The organism is Methylobacterium sp. E-066 (assembly GCF_022829635.1).
Classification (GTDB): Bacteria; Pseudomonadota; Alphaproteobacteria; order Rhizobiales; family Beijerinckiaceae; genus Methylobacterium.
The window spans coordinates 132,775-151,970 of sequence record NZ_JAKSYO010000092.1; the positions used below are offsets into that span (position 1 = coordinate 132,775).

The following is a 19,196-nucleotide window of genomic DNA, read 5'->3' on the forward strand; positions in this document are numbered from 1 at the left end:
CGTATTTGCATTGGCGGGGGGCCATGCGTGATGAAGCGCACCCCGGGGCACGCATGCCCCGCGTGACGTCCGCCGGCACCCGATCCCGGGCACCGATTCGGCGCTAGCCGCCATCGCTGCGCACGCGGTGATGGTTACCCCGCACCGAATCCGGATCGGCTGTGTCCGTCCAGCTCCGCGCGCCACCCCGCAAACGGAAACACCCGGACCGCGCGGAGGCGGCCCGGGTGTCGTCCTGCGACCGGTGTGACGGCGTTCAGGTGTCGGCGAAGATGTCCCGATCTTTGGTCTCGGGCACGAAGATCACCCCGATGACCACCGTCGCAACCGCGATGACGATCGGGTACCAGAGGCCGTAATAGATGTCCCCGGTCTGGGCCACCATCGCGAAGGCGGTGGCCGGGAGCAGCCCGCCGAACCAGCCGTTGCCGATATGGTAGGGCAGGGACATCGAGGTGTAGCGGATCCGGGTCGGGAACAGCTCCACCAGCATCGCCGCGATCGGGCCGTAGACCATCGTCACGAAGATGATGAGGACGAACAGCAGGCCGATCACCTGGGCGACCTGCGGCCGGAAGATGTCGAACGGGTTCGCCATCTTGACGATCTCTGCGTCCCCGGCCTTCGGGTAGCCCGCCGCCTGGAGCGCCGCGGTCACGGCCTTGTTGGCCTCGGGCGCGCCGCCCTGCGGATAGGCGATCTCGGTGTCGTTCACCCGGATCACCGTGGGCTGGCCGGCGGCGCCCGGCGCGGTGTCGTACTTCACGGATGATTTCGACAGGAAGTCGCGGGCGAGGTCGCAGGGCGCCGAGAACACCCGCGTGCCGACCGGGTTGAACAGGGTCCCGCAGGCGGCCGGGTCGGCCGTGACGGTGACCTTCACATTCTCGATCGCGGCCTGGAGCTTCGGGTTGGCGGTGGCGGTGATGCCCTTGAAGATCGGGAAGAACGTCGCCGCCGCGATGGCGCAGCCCGCCAGGATGATGACCTTGCGGCCGATCTTGTCCGACAGCCAGCCGAACAGCACGAACAGGCCGGTGCCGAGGAGCAGCGACCACGCGATCAGCAGGTTGGCGGTGTAGCCGTCGACCTTCAGGATCGATTGCAGGAAGAACAGCGCGTAGAACTGACCCGTGTACCAGACCACCCCCTGGCCGGCGACAAGGCCGAACAGGGCGATCACCGCGAACTTGGCGTTCTTCCACTCGCCGAATGCCTCGGTGAGGGGCGCCTTCGAGGTCTTGCCCTCGTCCTTCATCTTCTGGAAGGCCGGGGATTCGGAGAGCTGGAGGCGGATCCACACGGAGATGCCGAGCAGCAGCACCGAGACCAGGAACGGGATCCGCCAACCCCATTCGGCGAAGGCGGCCTCGCCGGTGAAGGTCCGGGTCGCCAGGATGACCAGCAGCGACAGGAACAGGCCGAGGGTCGCCGTGGTCTGGATCCAGCTGGTGTAGAAGCCGCGCCGGCCGTTGGGCGCGTGCTCGGCCACGTAGGTCGCCGCGCCGCCATACTCGCCGCCGAGCGCCAGCCCCTGGGCCAGCCGCAGAACGATCAGGATGATCGGCGCCGCGATCCCGATGGTGGCGGCGTTGGGCAGCACGCCGACGATGAAGGTCGACAGGCCCATGATCAGGATCGTGATCAGGAAGGTGTATTTGCGCCCGACGAGATCGCCAATGCGGCCGAACACCAGGGCGCCGAACGGCCGGACGATGAAGCCCGCCGCGAAAGCCAGCAGCGCGAAGATGTCCCGGGTCGCCGGCGGATAGGCGGAGAAGAACTGGGCGCCGATGATCGCCGCCAGCGAGCCGTAGAGGTAGAAATCGTACCACTCGAACACGGTGCCGAGTGACGAGGCGAAGATCACCCGCTTCTCCGCCGAACTCATCGGCCGCGCGGCGTCCCCCGCCCGCGGGATCGCAGTTGCCACAGCCATGACCCGGTCCCTCCAAGACAACGCGTGCGCGGCCGATGGCGTCGGCCGTCGATATTCGGACTGCTCGCCTTGCATGGCGCGCAGATCACATATGCGTGACTGTAAGGAACCGCTCGGTCAATCCGTAATCTGGGGTTGGTGCGGGTCATCAACATGGCGGCGTGCGGAGGATGTCCGGTGCCTGGAATAAGGCGGTTCTCCCCCCCTCCGCGGGCTACGATGGTCACACATCGGCTTGCGAAAGCCGCCACGCGCCCCCTCTCCCGTGCGGGAGAGGGTTTGGGTGAGGGACCAGGTCTTTCCGGAAAGCGCGCATCCCTCACCCTGTCCCTCTCCCGCACGGGAGAGGGGACCCGCGCCACATCCGTGGATGTGGGAATCCGATAGCCCGCAGAGGGTGGAGGGAGCGCACATCTGCCCTTCCGGACCAGGATCTGCCGGTACCGGCATGGTACCAAAGTGAGTCGTGTGGACGTGGTAGCCCGCACGGGAGAGGGGCGCGTCGCCGCCGCCACAGGCCGATCTGTGAACTTCGCATGCGCCGACGGAGCGGTCTTGGCCACGACCGGGCTACTGCGAACCCGTCGCCCGCCGGGAAGAAATACTGCCGCCCCGCTTAGACGTCCCTGAAACGACGAAGGGCGCAGCTTGCGCCGCGCCCCCGGTTCTCGTGATGCCTCTTAGGGTCAGTGGGCGTGCGCCCCCGACGCGCCGATGCCGGTTTCGGAGCGCACGAACTGCGCCTCGAAGGCGGCGCGCTCGCGTTGCGCCCGGCGCGAGTTGTCGAGGCTCGACACGGCCCAGATCGTCACGAATGCCAGCGGCATCGAGAACAGGGCCGGGTTGTCGTAGGGGAAGATCGCCGCGGCATTGCCGAACGTCACCACCCAGACGGCCTTCGACAGCACCACCATCCCGACCGCCGAGATCAGCCCGACGAGGCCGCCCGCGAGCGCCCCCCAGGTGGTCGTGCCGCGCCAGAGGATCGACATGGCCAGCACCGGGAAGTTGCAGCTCGCCGCCACCGCGAAGGCCAGCCCGACCATGAACGCGACGTTCTGGTTCTCGAACACGTAGCCGAGATAGATCGCCACGATCCCGATCACCACCGCCGAGAGCTTCGACAGGTTGACTTCGTGCTTCTCGGTGGTGCGCCCGCGGGCGATCACCTGGGCGTAGAGGTCGTGGCTGACCGCGGAGGCGCCCGCGAGCGTCAGGCCCGCCACCACCGCCAGGATGGTCGCGAAGGCCACCGCCGAGATGAACCCGAGGAAGTACGGGCCGCCGACCGCGTTGGCGAGGTTGACCGCCACCATGTTGGTCCCGCCGATCATGTCCTTCAGCTTGTCGAAGGTGCCGGCCGCGCCGAGCTTGAAGTAGCTCGGATCCGACATCAGCAGGGCGATGCCGCCGAAGCCGATGATGAACGTCAGGATGTAGAAGTAGCCGATCAGGCCGGTGGCGTAGAACACCGACTTGCGCGCCGCCTGGGCGTCCGAGACCGTGAAGAATCGCATCAGGATGTGCGGCAGGCCGGCGGTGCCGAACATCAGGCCGACGCCGAGCGAGATCGCCTCGACCGGGTTCGAGACCAAGCCGCCGGGCGCCATGATGGCGTCGCCCTTCGGGTGGACCTGCACCGAGGCCGCGAACAGGGTCTCCGGGTTGAAGCCGTACTTGAACAGCACCGCGCCGGCCATGAAGGTCGCGCCGCCCAGGAGCAGGCAGGCCTTGATCACCTGGACCCAGGTGGTCGCCTTCATGCCGCCGAAGGCGACGTAGACGATCATCAGCACGCCGACGATGATCACCGCGTAGAGGTAGGGCAGGCCGAACAGGAGCTGGATCAGCTTACCGGCGCCGACCATCTGGGCGATCAGGTAGAACGCCACCACCACCAGGGTGCCCACCGCCGAGATGATACGGATCGAGGTCTGGTCGAGGCGGAAGCTCGCCACGTCCGCGAAGGTGAACTTGCCGAGGTTGCGCAGGCGCTCGGCGATCAGGAACAGCACGATCGGCCAGCCGACCAGGAAGCCTGTGGAGTAGATCAGCCCGTCGAAGCCCGAGGTGTAGACCAGGCCCGAGATGCCGAGGAACGAGGCCGCCGACATGTAGTCGCCGGCGATCGCCAGGGCGTTGGTGCCGGCCGAGATGCCGCCGCCCGCGGCGTAGAAGTCGGCGGCCGACTTGGTGCCCTTGGCGGCCTTGTAGGTGATGCCGAGCGTCAGCACGACGAAGAACAGGAACATGCCGATGGCCGGCCAGTTCGTGGCCGACTGCGTGACGGCACCGAGATCGGGGCCGGCCGCGTAGGCCGCGCAGGCCGTGATCGTGGCCAGCGTCAGGCCGAGAAGAATCCGGTTCATCGGCCGACGCTCCGCTTCAGGGCGTCGCTCAGGGCGTCGAAGCGGGTGTTGGCCCGGGCCACGTAGACCCCGGTGAGCGCGAAGGCGAACAGGATCACGAACACGCCCATGAACAGGCCGAGCGAGGCGGTGCCGCCCCCGACCTTCACGGCGAGCAGCGACTTGTCGAAGGCGATCAGGCCGATGAAGCCGAAATAGACCACCAGCATCAGGATCGTCAGGATCAAGCCGAACCGGGTGCGCTCGGCGACGAGCTGCTGGAATTCCGGCGTCCGAACGATCCGATCGATCTGCGGATCGACCGCCGCGGCGGCGTTGCGGGATGGTGGGGGCGCCGTGCCCCCGCGAAGGCCGAGTGTCGAGCCGCTCATGGCGTGTTCCTCCCGCGAAGGCGCTCCGGCCTTCCGGTTTTTCTTGAGACCAAGTTTCGTGGTTCTTGTTGGGGGCGGGCGCCGGACCGGCACCCGCCTCGTCGTTTCTGCGCGGCCGGACCGATCAGGGTCGGTTCTGCCGGTTCTCGATCAGGTCTTCGACCACGGCCGGCTCCGCCAGCGTCGAGGTGTCGCCGAGCGAATTGAAATCGTCCTCCGCGATCTTGCGCAGGATCCGGCGCATGATCTTGCCCGAGCGGGTCTTGGGCAGGCCGGGGGCGAACTGGATCAGGTCCGGCGAGGCGATCGGCCCGATATCCTTGCGGACCCAGGTCACCAGCTCCTTGCGCAGGGCGTCGTCGCCTTCCTCGCCGTCGTTGAGGGTGACGTAGGCGTAGATGCCCTGACCCTTGACGTTGTGCGGGTAGCCGACCACCGCGGCCTCGGCGACCTTCGGGTGGGCGACCAGGGAGGATTCCACCTCCGCGGTGCCCATCCGGTGGCCCGAGACGTTGATCACGTCGTCGACCCGGCCGGTGATCCAGTAATAACCGTCCGCGTCCCGGCGGGCGCCGTCACCGGTGAAGTACTTGCCCGGGTAGGTCGCGAAGTAGGTCTGCTCGAACCGCTCGTGGTCGCCGTAGACCGTGCGCATCTGGCCCGGCCAGGAATCCGCGATGCAGAAATTGCCCTCGCAGGGACCCTGCAGGACCTTGCCCTCGGCATCGACCATCTCGGGCTTCACGCCGAAGAACGGCCGGGTCGCCGAGCCCGGCTTCAGGGCCGTGGCGCCCGGCAGCGGGGTGATCAGGATGCCGCCGGTCTCGGTCTGCCACCACGTGTCGACGATGGAGCAGCGGCCCTCGCCGACGACGTTGTAGTACCATTCCCAGGCTTCCGGGTTGATCGGCTCGCCCACCGAGCCGAGCACGCGCAGCGAGGCCCGCGAGGTCTTCTTCACCGGCCCCTCGCCGCCACCCATCAGCGAGCGGATCGCGGTCGGCGCGGTGTAGAAGATGTTGACCTTGTGCTTGTCGACCACGTCCCAGAACCGCGAGGTCGACGGATAGGTCGGGATGCCCTCGAACATCAGCGTGGTCGCGCCGTTGGCGAGCGGCCCGTACACGATGTAGCTGTGGCCCGTGACCCAGCCGACATCGGCCGTGCACCAGTACACGTCGCCCTCGCGGTAATCGAAGACGTATTGGTGGGTCATCGCGGCGTAGACCAGGTAGCCGCCGGTGGTGTGCACCACGCCCTTCGGCTGGCCGGTGGAGCCCGAGGTGTAGAGGATGAACAGCGGATGCTCGGCCTCCACCGGCTCGGCGGGGCATTCGTCGGTCACCTGCTCGGCGGCCTCGTCGTAATAGACGTCGCGGCCGGCCTCCATGGCGACGCTGCCGCCGGTGCGGCGCACGACGATGACGTGGTCGACGAGATCATTCCCCAAGCGCTTGATCGCCTCGTCGACATTGGCCTTCAGCGGCACCTTGCGGCCGCCGCGCAGGCCCTCGTCGGCGGTGATGACCACCTTGGAGGTGCAGCCCTGGATGCGCGAGGCCAGCGAATCCGGCGAGAAGCCGCCGAACACGATGGCGTGGATCGCGCCGAGCCGGGCGCAGGCCAGCATCGCGTAGGCGGCTTCCGGGATCATCGGCATGTAGAGGGTGACGCGGTCGCCCTTGCCGACGCCGCGGTTGCGCAGGACGTTGGCCATCCGGCAGACCTGCGCGTGCAGCTCCCGGTAGGTGATGTGCTTGGATTCGTCCGGGTTGTCGCCTTCCCAGATGATCGCGGTCTGGTCGCCGCGGGTCTCCAGGTGCCGGTCGATGCAATTGTAGGCGACGTTGGTCTTGCCGTCCTCGAACCACTTGATCGAGACCTTGCCGGGCTCGAAGCTCGTGTTCTTGACCTTGGTGAACGGCGTCATCCAGTCGATGCGCTTGCCGTGCTCACCCCAGAACGCGTCGGGATCGTTGACCGACGCTTCGTAGAGCGAACGATATTGGGCGTCGTCGACGTGAGCACCCTCACGCCACGCAGCCTGGACCTCGACGACCTTGCCTTCCATGGCATTCCATCCCTGTTTGGTGCCCGATCGTATCGCGGCGTGGGCCGCGCAGCCAGGACTTCCAAAGTAACGTAGCCTACATCGTGCGACGACGATATCGTCGCCGCCCCGCTCAAGCCGAATCCTCAGACCCGGAACTCAATTGGGCGCAATGTAAGGCTTGATTGAAGCCCGCTCGAAGCGCTGTCAAGCGGAGCGCGGCGGCCGAACCGTCAGCTGCGGCCGACTGTTTCCGAATACTTGTAAGACAGCTCGACCGCGTCGCGTTTTCACCCGTTCGCGGCGCGACGCGTCGGCATGATGATCTCCACCAACGTGCCGTCCTCCGGGCGCGCCGACAGCTGGAGACGCCCGCCATTGGCCTCGACCAAGGCGCGGGGCAAAGCGAGGCCGTCCTCGACATCGCCGGCCGGTCCGGACGCGGCCTGGGTCGCCCCGGCGCCGGTATCCCGCACCCGCAGCGCCACCGCGGCGCTCTCGGTCGAGCCGGTCGAGACGATGACCTGTCCGCCGGCCGCCGAGCGACGGATCGCGTGCTCGATGACCAGGCAGGCGGCGCGGCTCACAGAGCGCTCGTCCGCCTCGAGGTCGTCGAGGCCGGTGGAGAAGCTCGTGCGCACCACGATCCGGCCCCGGGCCGCTTCACCCTGCAGTTGCGCCACGCAACCCGCGACGACGTCGTTGAGGGCGATCCGGCGCGGATCGAGCCGCAGGGCTCCGGCCTCGACGGTGGCGAGGTCCAGAAGCTCGCCGACGCGCTCCAGCATCAGCGCACCCGAGGTCTTGATCTGGGCCAAGCAGCCGCGATAGCGCACGTCCCCCAGGGGGCCGAACGGCTCCTTGAGCATCGCGTCGGCCAGCTCGACCATCCCGTTCAGCGGACCCCGGAAGGCCCGGTCCAGACGCGCCAGGGCCCCGTCGAGGCCCGAGGCGGGGGCCGGCGGCGGCTCGGCGGTCGGCAGGGTTTCCACCGGCGCGGCGTTCAGCACGGCGACCCGGCGTCCGTCCTCCCGGGCCGGTGAGACGCCGATCGTCAGCGCCCGACCAGCCACCGAGACCGGGCGTGGCGCCCCGGCCGCGCCGCGCAGGGCATCGGCCACCGCCAGCACGCTCTCCCGATCGAACAGGGCGACGAAGCTGCCGCCGACGATCTCCCGGGGATCACACCCGAACAGCTCGGCGGCCGCCCGGTTCATCGCCACGATCCGGCCGGCGCCGTCCAGGGTCAGGACCCCGGCCTCCAGCGCGTCGAGGGCCGCTTCGGCGGCGGCGGTCCGCTCCGCCTGCGCGGCGCGGGCGAGGCGCTCGGCGGTGAGTGCGCCGGCCGGATCCGCCTCGTCGATGGGGCGCAGCACCAGGCAGGTCGCCGGGCGCCCCTCCCAGGTGCAGGGGCCGCCCATCACTTCAACCGCGCGGGCGCTGCCGTCTGCCGCCGCGACGGCCGTCCGGCGCGCGGCCGAATCCGGGCCGTCCGACTGAGGCAGGCCGCGGAACAGCCGGTCGAGGCCGGCCTTCGTCAGGGCCGGAACGTCAGCATAGCCGGTGATCTCCAGGAGTGCCTGATTCGCCGCCAGGATCGCGCCCTCGCGATGCACGAGGGTCGGAAGGGGCAGCCCGGCCAGGAAATCGAGGTCGCGCGTCGCGGCGGCCTCACGTGCCTCCGCGACGCCGGCATGCGGGCCGGGGAACGGCATCACCGCGCCGCCCCGGGGCGCCGGGATCGGGGCCGCCGCGTCGTCACCGGCATAGCGGGCTCCGAGCGCCCGCGCGATCTCCCGGAAGGCGGCATGCTCGTCGGTCGACAGCGATGGCTGTTCGACGGGTCGTGCGGCCGGAGGCTCCGGCACGGCCGGCATGGGGGTGGGCGGCGCCGGCGCATCGGTCGGCTCCGCCGGCTCATGCGGCGGATGCTCGACGAAGGCGATTGCGGGCTGGGGCTCGGCTGGGGTCGGGGCGGTCGAAACCGGGGTCTCGGCCAATATGGGCGCCGGGGCGGCCGCCTGTTCGACCCTCGCGGGTGCCGGCTCGGTTGGCCCCGGGGCGGACAAGGCTGAAGCGACGGGCGCCTGCACGGCCTCGGGCGATTCTTCGGGAGATGCGGCCGGTTCGATCGGGGCGGGCGCCTTCGTCGGGACCGATGCCGCCGGCACGCTGCGCACCAGCCCGAAGCCGCCGAACCCGGAAAACGCCGCATCTCCTCGCCCGAGCGGGGCGCCGGACAGTTCCACCTGAAACGGGCCGTCGCCGAGGTCGAGGCGGGCCGGCTCGGCGCGGAAGGTGCTCCGGTCGCGCAAGGCCGCGAACATCCCGTCGGCGCCGGTGATCCGGCCGGTCTCGGCCAGATCCTGCCAACGCTGGCCGACGAGGCCGGCGAGGCCCTCGGAACCGGTCAGCGTCGTCAGCGCGCCGGAGGCATCGCTGCGCCACAGGAAGCGGTCGCCCGTGTTCAGGCCCGAGAGTGCGACCGGTATGGCCGCGGGCGTCGATTCGCGCGCCGCTGCCTCCGCCTGCGGAGCTGCCGACCGCAGGCGCGGCAGCTTCACCGGGGCCGTCGGGATCACGAGGACAGCCGGTCGGCCGTCGTCGCGGGTCCCGCTGACCACCTGGCACAGCGCGGGCGGGGCGATCCGCCTGGCGTCGAGCGAGAGGCGGGCGAGCCGGGGCGCGGTGTCGTGCGGATGGGCCCGGGCGACCTGGCGGGCCAGGGAAGCCGTGTCGGCATTAGCGAGCGCCGCGCCGAGCGCCTGCCCCGCCGGGGAGGCGAGCAGGACCCGCCCGTCAGCAGGATCGATCACGACATAGAGCGCGTCCGGGTCGGCCAACGCGGCCGCGAGGCTCGGCAGGCGCGCCCAGGCCGCGAAGGCCGCGGCCAGGCTGGCCTCCGCCGCCCCGGTGGTCGATGTCTGTGTCGTCTGCAAAGCCCGCGACCTCGAACCCACGCCCGATTCCTCGTCCCCGGCCCGCTTTGCCCGAGAAACACGCGCAACCGTACCCCTATTGTAAAGGCACCTGCGTTGCGACGCTGGACTCTTGCGCCATCCGTCACACGTTTACGTCATGTCAACCTTAATGAACGCGGCGCGGGTGGCATATGGCGGCGAATCAGTTATTGTGCAGTGCACAAGGCGCCATTAACAGCCGAATTGAGAGGAGACGATTATGAGTAACCCCCCGAATTATGAAGTCCCGACCGAGATGCGCGATTTCGCCGAGAAGAGCGTCGAGCAGGCCCGGAAGGCCTTCGACAGCTTCATCGGTGCCGCCCGCCGGACCGCCGACACGGTCCAGGGTTCGGCCGAGGTCGCCCGCACCAACGCGCAGGACGTGTCCTCCCGCGGTTTCGAATACGCCGAGCAGAACGTGAACGCCGCGTTCGACCTGGCGCAGAAGCTCGTCCGCTCGCGCGACGTGCAGGAGGCCATGCAGCACCAGGCCGAGTTCGTGCGCAGCCAGTTCGCCGCCATCCAGGCGCAGGCCAAGGAGTTCAGCGGCATCGCCCAAAGCGCGATGCAGCAGGGCGCCGAGCGCGCGAAGTCGGCTCTGCAGCAGAGCACCGAGGAGGCCCGCAAGGCCATGGAGCAGGGCCAGGATGCGGCCCGGCAGGCGGGTCAGAACGTCCAGGACGCCGCCGACCGCTCGACGCACTGAACGTCGCCCCATCGATCGGACCAGCGGCCCGCTTCCGGTATCCGGAGGCGGGCCGTCTCGTTTTTGCCGGTATTGGCATCGAAGCCGCGGGAGCCCAGCCCGATCGGGCTCGGCTCTCGGTCGTCATCGCTATGCACCGGAGCAGGCATCATGCGCCTGCGTCGCGCGAAAGGATCAGGCATGCGCCTCCACACACACGGCCGGTCCGGGCTGCGGACCCCGTCCCGGCTCACCGTCGCCGCGCTGGCGCTCGCCGCCGCGCTCCCGGGCTCGGCCTGGGCGCAGTATGGTGGAGGGGGCTATGGCGGGCCGCCCCAGGGCTACGAGGATCCGGGTTACGAGCGCGGTTACCGCCCGGCGCCGCGCCGCCGGGAGAGCCAGCAGCCGGTCGGCCTCAATTGCGATGCCGTGCAGCAGGGCCTGACCGGGCCGAAGCCGTTCTCCTGCCCGCTGCCGGGGCCGCGCCCGCTCGGATTACGCTGCTTCTGCGATCTCCCGATCGCCTCGTTCAGCCCGCCACAGACCGCGGTCGGCCGCGTGGTGCCCTGACGGAAGCGAGCACGATGATGCCGCGCCGCCCGACGAGGGCGACGCAGCTGACGCTTGAGACAGAGACGATCAGTTCAGAACGACCACCTTCGCGCCGACCTTCACCCGCTCGTAGAGGTCGGTGACGTCGTCGTTGGTCATTCGGATGCAGCCCGAGGACACGGCTTGGCCGATCGTGTCCGGCTCGTTGGAGCCGTGGATGCGGTACTCGGTGCTGCCGATATACATGGCGCGGGCGCCGAGCGGGTTCTCGATGCCGCCGGCCATGTAGCGCGGCAGGTCGGGGCGGCGGGCGATCATGGCCTTCGGGGGCGTCCAGGACGGCCACTCGCGCTTGGCGGTCACCGTGTTGACGCCGCTCCAGCTGAAACCGGGGCGGCCGACGCCGACGCCGTAGCGGATGGCTTCACCGTTGCCCATCACGAAGTACAGGCGGCGCTCCGCGGTGGAGACGACGATCGTGCCCGGGGCGTAGGGGGCGTTGAACGCCACGATCTCGCGGGGGATCGGCTGGACCTGGGCCTGCGGCGCGTCCTGCACGCCCTGGCCGTAGCCCGGGGTGCCCTGATAGCCGTACTGGCCCGGATCCGAGTAATACTCTTCCGCACCGTTGGCGCCGAAGGGATCGTAGGCCGGAGCTGCCAGCGCCGGGGCGGCAAGAACAGTTGCGGCGAGGAGCGCCGCGAGCGCGGTGGCCGAGGTCTTCATGGGGTGCCTGCCTGTGCGATAACCTTTGCCATTACAAGCGTGAGCATAGGTTGGCAGTTCCACGCCGCGAAGAAGATTTTGTTTGACGGTGGAATACGTAAGCGGGCTCGCCCGTGGCAGTCTCCGATCGTTAACCGACCTCGTCGGTATGGACGTCGAACCGCGCCAGATGGGCGTAGCCGAAATTGGTCGAGATCGCGCAATCGGTGGCGTCGCGCCCCCGGGCCATGACGATGCGGCCGATCCGCTGGCGGTTGTGCCGCGCGTCGAACGTGTACCAACGCGGGCCCTCCGGGCCGTCCAGGTAGGCCTCGAACCACGCCGAGAAATCCATCGGCGCCGGGTCGATCGGCACGCCGATATCGCCGAGATAGCCGGTGGCGTAGCGGGCCGGGATGTTCATGCACCGGCAGAACGCGATGGCGAGATGGGCGAAATCCCGGCAGACGCCTTCGCGCTGCATGAAGCCGTCATGGGCGGTGCGGGTGGCGTCGGCGCGCTGGTAGTCGAAGCGGATGCGCTCGTGCGTGTAGGCGACGATCGCCTGCACCCGCGCCCAGCCCTCCGGCGCGTTGCCGAACAGCGACCAGGCGGTCTGCGCGAGCTTGTCGGTGTCGCAGTAGCGCGAGCCCAGCAGGTAGATCATCACGTCGTCCGGCAGGTCCTGGACCGGGATCTGCCGGGCGTCGGGCACGTAGGCGTCGAGCAGCCCGGAATCCTGGATCGTGAAGTCGGCCGAGATCGTCAGAAGGCCCGGCGGCGCGACGATGCGGTGGCAGACGTTGTCGTACACGTCCCGGTACTCGTGGGCGGGGATCCACGGGTCGAAGCTGATCACCTGCGGGGTCAGCAGGTCGTGCATCCGGGACGGATGGACGCTCAGCATCAGGATCATGGGCGTCGGCTGGGTCAGGCTGAAGCCGATATCGTAACCGGTCCTGATCTTCATCGCGGCCACCTGTGTCCTCTCGCCTCGGCGGGTCGCCCCGCATGCGCAATCCAGATTTCTTGTTTCAACGCGTCAGTATTGGCGGATGCGCCTGAAAGCCGCGTGTTTTTGCCTCTTCGTCAGGCAGTTCGACCACATCGACATCCACCCGCATGCCGAGGTCGTCGCTGGCCAGGCCGAAGAACGATCCGTGCAAGGGCACGGCCTGTGCCGGATCGCGGGTCACCGCCACGCGGATCAGGTCGCGGTTGCCGACGATCCCGTTGGTCGGGTCGAACTCGATCCAGCCGGCGCCCGGCAGGTAGACCTGCAGCCAAGCATGGGTCGAGCCGCCGCCGACATGGCGCGCCCGATCGTTGCGCGGGTTGTACAAGTATCCGGAGACGAACCGGGCGGCCATGCCGAGCGCACGCACCGCTTCCATCATCAGCACCGCGAAGTCGCGGCACGAGCCGCGCTTGCTGCGCAGTGTCGTCAGCGGCTCTTGCACGCCTTTCTCGGAGCGGGCGAGATAGGTGAAGTTCGCCCGCACGCTCCGGGTCATGTCGGCGAGCAGTTCCTGGGTCGGGATCCGGCCCTGGGCGGGGATGAAGCTGCGCGCCCAGGCATCGACCTCGTGGCGCGGATCGGGCCATTGCCGCTCGATCGACCGGGACAGGTCGGGCATGTCCTCGGCGCCGTAGCCGAACGGGTAATGCGTCGCGTGCGGCGCCAGCGGGAAGACCGGCGCGTGCTCGGGGGTGTGGTCGAGGGTGATGCCGCATTCGAAGGTCAGCGTCTCCGCGCGGCCCCCGAAGGTCGCCACCGCGACGCAATTGCCGAACACGTCGAACATCCACCGCAGGGCGGCGGGCTCGGGGGTGATCTCGAGCGACGCCTCGATCAGGCGCTGGTCATAGCTGTCCCGGGGCCGGAACATGATCCGGTGCTCGCCGAAGGCGACCGGACGCCGGTACCGGTAAACCGTGCGGTGACGGACGGACAGGATCGGCAAAGACAGGGGCTCCGGGCTCGCGCCGATACGTCGGCGGTCAATGCAAGGGCCGGGCCCGACGCCGCGGGCGCCGTTTCAGGTGACCGGCGGCGCCGGATCCGTGGTCGCCCGCTCGGCCTCGACCAGCACGTCGAAGGGCCGCCAGGGCTTGGCGATGAACACCGCCTCGCTCGGCAGATCCGGCCGGCGGATGCCGTGGCCCGAGGTGACCACCAGCCGGGCGCGGGGCCACAGGGTCGCGACTGCCCGGGCGAGTTGCAGCCCGTCCATGGCGCCGGCGAGCCGGACATCGGCGAAGACCAGGGCCACGTCGCCGCCCCGCGCCTGGAGCACGGCCAGCGCCGCCTCGGCGCTGTCGCAGCCGATCACGTCGAGCTCGGTCTCTTCGAGGAGGGTTTCGGCCAGGGCGCGGATCTCGGGATCGTCCTCGACCACCAGGGCGAGGCGCTGCGCCGGACCTTCGGCCAGGATGGGCGACGCCTCGCGCGGCGCGGCGGCCTCGGCCTCGTTCTGCCGGACCCGACGGACCAGGGCGGCGAGATGCTCCGGCACGCCCTCCGAGACGAGGTCGTCGTAGATCGACGCCAGCGTCTGGCCGATCTGGTCGAGCGGGATGCTGCTCGGCGAGAGCGTATCAGTGAGCGGCGTAGCCGTGCTCGACAGAGGCTTTCTCAAGAACGTCCCCCGGAAGTCTCCGTTTCACGCCGCACACGAACGCGGCGCTTGTGGACGAACGTCGGCAGGACGCCGGGAGTTGCGCGCGGGGCCGCGAATTGGCCGCCCGCTCGCTGAGGCTTTACTGCGTGGCGATGCCGGTCGCAGCATCCGCGTAGGCCATGATCCCAGAGACCGCCTGGACGTTCTGGTAGCGCGTGCCGCGCGTGCTCATCATCGCCTCGAACTTCTCGTGGACCTGCGCCACCGAGAGGCTGGCCGGCTTGCGGTGGCGGCCGCGCCCGACGAAGCGCCCGGCGGCGAAGAAGATCGAGCGGTTGGCGCGGGCCGGGCCGGGCAGCAGCCCGGCGGCGGCGGCGGCCGGCTTGTTGACGACGTTGGCCAGGAACTCGCCGGCATCCTCCACGCCCAGGAAGTGGGCGAGGTAGACCTCGCCGAGGGTGAGGTCGCGGCCGATCCGCTGGGCGATGCGGCCGGCATCGCGCTTGAGCATCTCGCCGGCCATCAGGGCCGACAGGTAGGGATCGCGGCGCAGCTCCAGCACCCGGGCGCGGTCGGCGGCATCCGTGATCACCGGCCGGTCGTTGGCATCCGCCGTGACCAAAGCCGCCTCCTTCGCCAACCCGTAGCGGGGCCCGAAATCGCGCACCACGCCGAGCCAGGTGCGCTCGATGAACTGATAGAGGCCGGTGGCCGAGGAGGTCTTGGCCTGGACCGCGGTGACGAAGCTCGATTCCTTGTCGGCCACCGCCATGAGCAGGACGGGATCGGTCTGGACCGCCTGGGCCGCGCGCACGATGGTCTGCACCAAGTGGCGTCGGATCTTCATCGGGCCGAATTCGAGGATGTCGTTCGGGTCGCCGCCGGCGCTCTCCGAGAGCAGGAAATCGTAGGAGACGCGGTCGACGCCGTTGGAGCCGACGGCGGTGTCGAGGTCGTGGACCGCGGCGAAGCTCGCCGAGGCGCGCAGCGGGGTCCGCTCCAGCTCCTCGCTCAGCGCCACGGTGTGGATCCGCGGGCGCGGCATCGGCAATTCGGTGGCGGCCTGCGCTGAGGACACCGCCTGATTCAGGCCGACCTTGCCGAGGTCGATCCCCGAACCGATCAGGGCGGCGCTCAGCCCGCCGGCGATCAGCGAAACGGTGAGCACCGAGCGAGCCAGCGCCGGGACGCTCCCGTGGGCACGGCCGACCATGGGCTGTGCGGTGATGGCATCGGCCCGGCCGGACCCGAACCGGCCCTGCTTGCCCGTGACGTTCCTCGGCGATCCGACCGTGCGGCCCTGCATCGTCTACCCGATTCCTCACGCGCCGGTGATGGCGCCTTGGACACACCATCGCTTGACAGATGTGGCGACAACACGGCCGTGCTTGTGGCGGCCGTGGGGCGGCTGGGGAGATTTCGCGGCAGCCGTGTCGGCCCCCCGGGCCGGATCGCCTTCTGCGAGCGCGCCCCTCGCAATCGGGGTGCGTCTCATCCAAGGCCTTGCAAGGCCTTGCGCGCCCTTCGCGATTGCTACGCGATCGGGAACGGCTCTAAGAGGACGCCATGCGGGTTGCGCTCGAAACGGGTGGCGGCCCAGTCCCTTGAGCCCAGCTTAGAGTTCTGCCCCGATGAGCGGCGTCAACGAGATCCGGTCGACCTTCCTCGACTTCTTCGCGCGTGCGGGACACGAGCCCGTGCCCTCGTCGAGCCTCGTCCCGAAGAACGACCCCACGCTGATGTTCACGAACGCCGGCATGGTGCAGTTCAAGAACGTCTTCACCGGCGTCGAGAAGCGCGCCTACGACCGGGCGACCACGGCGCAGAAATGCGTGCGCGCCGGCGGCAAGCACAACGACCTCGACAATGTCGGCTACACGGCGCGCCACCACACGTTCTTCGAGATGCTCGGCAACTTCTCGTTCGGCGACTACTTCAAGGACCGCGCGATCGAGCTGGCCTGGACGCTGATCACGAAGGAATTCGGCCTCAAGCCCGACCGGCTGCTCGTCACCGTCTACGCCGACGACGACGAGGCCGCGACCCTGTGGAAAAAGATCGCCGGCTTCTCCGACGACAAGATCATCCGGATCGGGACCTCCGACAATTTCTGGCAGATGGGCGATACCGGCCCCTGCGGCCCGTGCTCGGAGATCTTCATCGACCAGGGCCCGGCGCTCCAGGGCGGCCCGCCCGGCTCCCCTGACGAGGACGGCGACCGCTTCCTCGAGTTCTGGAACCTCGTGTTCATGCAATACGAGCAGCTGGAGCCCGGCGTGCGCAACCCGCTGCCGCGGCCCTCGATCGATACCGGCATGGGCCTGGAGCGCATGGCGGCGATCCTCCAGGGCGTGCATTCCAACTACGACACCGACCTGTTCAAGGCGCTGATCGACGCCGTGGCCCACGCCGTCTCGCGGGCGCCCGAGCCCGCCACGATGGCGTCCTACCGGGTGATCGCCGACCACCTGCGCGCCTCCTCCTTCCTGGTCGCCGACGGTGTGCTGCCGGGCAACGAAGGCCGCGGCTACGTGCTGCGCCGGATCATGCGCCGGGCCATGCGGCATGCCGAGATCCTCGGCGCCCGCGAGCCCACCATGTATCGCCTCGTCCCGACGCTGGTGCGCGAGATGGGCCAGGCCTACCCCGAGCTGATGCGCGCCGAGGCGCTGATCGGCGAGACCCTGAAGCTGGAGGAGACCCGCTTCCGCCGGACCCTGGAGCGCGGCCTGTCGATCCTCGATTCCGAGAGCCGGGAGCTCAAGGCCGGCGACAAGCTCTCGGGCGACACCGCCTTCACCCTCTACGATACCTACGGCTTCCCCCTCGACCTCACCCAGGACGCCCTCAAGGCCCGGGGCATCGGGGTCGACACGGAGGCGTTCACCGCCGCGATGCAGCGCCAGAAGCAGGCGGCGCGGGAGGCCTGGAAGGGCTCCGGCGAGGCCGCCACCGAGACGGTCTGGTTCGGCATCCGCGAGCGCGTCGGCGCCACCGAGTTCCTGGGCTACGAGACCGAGGCCGCCGAGGGCATCGTCACCGCGCTGCTGCGCGACGGCGCCGAGGTGAAGAGCCTGGAGGCCGGGCAGACCGGCCTCGTCCTGGTCAACCAGACGCCGTTCTACGCCGAATCCGGCGGCCAGGTCGGCGATACCGGCCTGATCCTGGGCGCCGGCCTGAAGGTCCGCGTCACCGACACCGAGAAAAAGCTCGGCGACCTGTTCGTCCACCATGTCAGCGTGGAGGAGGGGATTCTTGGGCTCGACCAGCCGGTAGAACTGAAGGTCGACCATGCCCGCCGCAGGGCGATCCGGGCCAACCACTCGGCCACCCACCTCCTGCACGAGGCCCTGCGGCAGGTGCTCGGCGATCACGTCGCCCAGAAGGGCTCGCTGGTCAGTTCCGAGCGGCTGCGCTTCGACATCAGCCACCCGAAGCCGATCGAGGCGGAGGAACTGGCCCGGGTCGAGGACATCGCCAACGCGGTGCTGCTGCAGAATGCCCCGGTGGTGACCAAGCTGATGGCGGTGGACGACGCCATCGCGTCGGGCGCCCGGGCGCTGTTCGGCGAGAAGTACGGCGACGAGGTCCGGGTCGTCTCGATGGGCCTGCCGGTGGACGCGGACGGCGCCGAGACCGGTCGCGCCCGGCTCAAGAACTTTTCGATCGAGCTGTGCGGCGGCACCCATGCCGGCCGCACCGGCGATATCGGGGCGATCACTATCGTGGGCGAGAGCGCGGTCGGTGCCGGCGTGCGCCGGATCGAGGCGCTCACCGCCGACGCGGCCCGCCACCACCGGGCCGAGGAGGCCCGCACCCTGGCTGCGCTGGCCGGCATTCTCAAGGCGCCGGTCACGGAGGCGCCCGACCGCCTCACGGCTCTGATGGAAGAGAAGCGCCGCCTGGAGCGAGAGCTGGCCGACACCCGCCGCAAGCTGGCGATGGGGTCTTCGGACCCCGATTCGGGTCGTTCGTCACGTCAGAGCGAGGTCGGCGGCGTGGCGTTCCGGCGCTCGGTGGTGGAGGGCCTCGACATGCGCGACCTCAAGCCGATCATCGACGAGGAGAAGAAGCGTCTCGGCTCCGGCATCGTGGCGATCGTTGGTGTCTCCGCCGACGGCAAGGCCGGGCTGGTGGTCGGCGTCACCGAGGACCTGACCGGCCGCTACGACGCGGTCGGCCTGGTCCGGGCCGGGGCCGGCGCGCTCGGCGGCAAGGGTGGCGGCGGCCGCCGCGACATGGCCCAGGCCGGCGGCCCGAACGGCGCCGGCGCGGAAGCGGCGCTCGACGCGATCGAGCAGGCGCTGACCGAGGCGGCGTGAGGCCGGGCGGCAGGTCCCACCCGCGGCCTCATCGTGAGGGGGCGTAGCGCAGCGAAGCCCTCGAAGGAGGGCTCCAGAACGCTCAAAGCTTCTTGAAGCCTACGAGCCACACAGGTTTAAGGCGCAGCCGCTGGTGCATACCGCGACGCGCCCCCTCTCCCGTGCGGGCTAGCGGATTCACAGATCGAGTTCGGCCCTTTTTGCGCGACGGCCCGTGCTTCGGCTCCAGCATCGGTGCGGGTATCCCCTCGCCCCGCTTGCGGGGAGAGGGCTTCGGCGACCTCGTCGTCGCCGAAGCGAGGCGGCAGCCGAGGCTGAGGGGGCGGTTCCGGACGCGCGCCTCGTTCTGAACCGCCCGCTCACCGCCGCTCCGGCTTCGCCTGCGCTTCCCGCACGGACGATGAGGTCCGTGCGGGCCTCTCCCCGCAAGCGGGGCGAGGGGACCCGCGCTTCGTCCGCAGATGTGTAAGCAACGTACCTCTGCACGATACGCGGACGCACGGTCCGGCCGCTTCGAGACGCTCACCGCCGCATCCCGAGCAAGACGACCAATCCCACGGCGAATGCGGCGCCGGCCTGGGCCGCCAGCAGCGCGGCCAGCCAACCCTGCAGCAGGCCC

Annotated in this window: 13 protein-coding genes; 3 read left to right on the forward strand and 10 right to left on the reverse strand. The window is 69.5% G+C overall.

The genetic code is table 11. The features are described from left to right. Positions 1-256: 256 nt before the first annotated feature. The 5 genes from MKL20_RS12130 to MKL20_RS12150 form a co-directional block, all read right to left on the reverse strand. Positions 257-1,939, reverse strand: coding sequence for an MFS transporter (locus tag MKL20_RS12130; protein WP_409568144.1), 1,683 nt, complete (start codon positions 1,937-1,939; stop codon positions 257-259). 686 nt (positions 1,940-2,625) lie between these two features. Continuing rightward, positions 2,626-4,308 (reverse strand): cation acetate symporter, encoded by a 1,683-nt coding sequence (locus MKL20_RS12135; protein ID WP_244036865.1) that lies wholly within the window; start codon positions 4,306-4,308, stop codon positions 2,626-2,628. Further along, a complete protein-coding gene (locus MKL20_RS12140) occupies positions 4,305-4,679 on the reverse strand; it encodes a DUF485 domain-containing protein (protein WP_244036866.1) in 375 nt (124 codons plus the stop codon). The genes MKL20_RS12135 and MKL20_RS12140 overlap by 4 nt, the downstream gene beginning before the upstream one ends. A 124-nt stretch (positions 4,680-4,803) precedes the next feature. Further along, positions 4,804-6,750, reverse strand: coding sequence for an acetate--CoA ligase (acs, locus tag MKL20_RS12145; protein WP_244036867.1), 1,947 nt, complete (start codon positions 6,748-6,750; stop codon positions 4,804-4,806). A 269-nt stretch (positions 6,751-7,019) separates the two neighbouring features. Beyond that, entirely contained in the window at positions 7,020-9,689 is a 2,670-nt protein-coding gene (locus MKL20_RS12150) for a PAS domain-containing protein (protein ID WP_244036868.1), read from the reverse strand. A gap of 220 nt (positions 9,690-9,909) precedes the next feature. Between MKL20_RS12150 and MKL20_RS12155 the strand changes: the two genes are divergently transcribed. After that, a complete protein-coding gene (locus MKL20_RS12155; protein ID WP_243972896.1) occupies positions 9,910-10,398 on the forward strand; it encodes a phasin in 489 nt (162 codons plus the stop codon). A 180-nt stretch (positions 10,399-10,578) separates the two neighbouring features. Next, entirely contained in the window at positions 10,579-10,947 is a 369-nt protein-coding gene (locus MKL20_RS12160; protein WP_244036869.1) for a hypothetical protein, read from the forward strand. 69 nt (positions 10,948-11,016) lie between these two features. Here the strand turns inward: MKL20_RS12160 and MKL20_RS12165 are convergent, their stop codons facing one another. The 5 genes from MKL20_RS12165 to MKL20_RS12185 all read right to left on the reverse strand — a co-directional run bounded on the left by MKL20_RS12165 (position 11,017) and on the right by MKL20_RS12185 (position 15,561). Next, positions 11,017-11,655 carry a L,D-transpeptidase gene (locus MKL20_RS12165; protein WP_243972891.1) on the reverse strand — a complete coding sequence of 213 codons (639 nt, stop codon included), beginning with the start codon at positions 11,653-11,655 and terminating at the stop codon, positions 11,017-11,019. 130 nt (positions 11,656-11,785) lie between these two features. Next, entirely contained in the window at positions 11,786-12,604 is an 819-nt protein-coding gene (locus MKL20_RS12170) for a transglutaminase-like domain-containing protein (RefSeq protein WP_243972888.1), read from the reverse strand. Between the two features lie 64 nt (positions 12,605-12,668). After that, on the reverse strand, positions 12,669-13,598 hold the full coding sequence (locus MKL20_RS12175; RefSeq protein WP_243972886.1) for a transglutaminase family protein: 930 nt from the start codon (positions 13,596-13,598) through the stop codon (positions 12,669-12,671). A gap of 75 nt (positions 13,599-13,673) precedes the next feature. Continuing rightward, complete coding sequence (locus tag MKL20_RS12180; protein WP_409568145.1) at positions 13,674-14,213, reverse strand: response regulator; 540 nt, start codon at positions 14,211-14,213, stop codon at positions 13,674-13,676. Positions 14,214-14,394: 181 nt separating this feature from the next. Then, positions 14,395-15,561, reverse strand: a complete 1,167-nt coding sequence (locus MKL20_RS12185; protein ID WP_243972882.1) for a transglycosylase SLT domain-containing protein — start codon at positions 15,559-15,561, stop codon at positions 14,395-14,397. 325 nt (positions 15,562-15,886) lie between these two features. Between MKL20_RS12185 and alaS the strand changes: the two genes are divergently transcribed. Further along, positions 15,887-18,577, forward strand: a complete 2,691-nt coding sequence (alaS, locus tag MKL20_RS12190) for an alanine--tRNA ligase (RefSeq protein ID WP_244036871.1) — start codon at positions 15,887-15,889, stop codon at positions 18,575-18,577. Positions 18,578-19,196 lie beyond the last annotated feature (619 nt).

Excerpts from the sequence above, each read along its gene's own strand:
- MKL20_RS12130 (WP_409568144.1), bottom strand. The coding sequence starts at position 1,939 with ATGGCTGTGGCAACTGCGATCCCGCGGGCGGGGGACGCCGCGCGGCCG.
- MKL20_RS12185 (WP_243972882.1), bottom strand. The coding sequence starts at position 15,561 with ATGCAGGGCCGCACGGTCGGATCGCCGAGGAACGTCACGGGCAAGCAG.
- MKL20_RS12155 (WP_243972896.1), top strand. The coding sequence starts at position 9,910 with ATGAGTAACCCCCCGAATTATGAAGTCCCGACCGAGATGCGCGATTTC.
- MKL20_RS12160 (WP_244036869.1), top strand. The coding sequence starts at position 10,579 with ATGCGCCTCCACACACACGGCCGGTCCGGGCTGCGGACCCCGTCCCGG.
- MKL20_RS12170 (WP_243972888.1), bottom strand. The coding sequence starts at position 12,604 with ATGAAGATCAGGACCGGTTACGATATCGGCTTCAGCCTGACCCAGCCG.
- acs (WP_244036867.1), bottom strand. The coding sequence starts at position 6,750 with ATGGAAGGCAAGGTCGTCGAGGTCCAGGCTGCGTGGCGTGAGGGTGCT.
- MKL20_RS12135 (WP_244036865.1), bottom strand. The coding sequence starts at position 4,308 with ATGAACCGGATTCTTCTCGGCCTGACGCTGGCCACGATCACGGCCTGC.
- MKL20_RS12140 (WP_244036866.1), bottom strand. The coding sequence starts at position 4,679 with ATGAGCGGCTCGACACTCGGCCTTCGCGGGGGCACGGCGCCCCCACCA.
- MKL20_RS12165 (WP_243972891.1), bottom strand. The coding sequence starts at position 11,655 with ATGAAGACCTCGGCCACCGCGCTCGCGGCGCTCCTCGCCGCAACTGTT.
- alaS (WP_244036871.1), top strand. The coding sequence starts at position 15,887 with ATGAGCGGCGTCAACGAGATCCGGTCGACCTTCCTCGACTTCTTCGCG.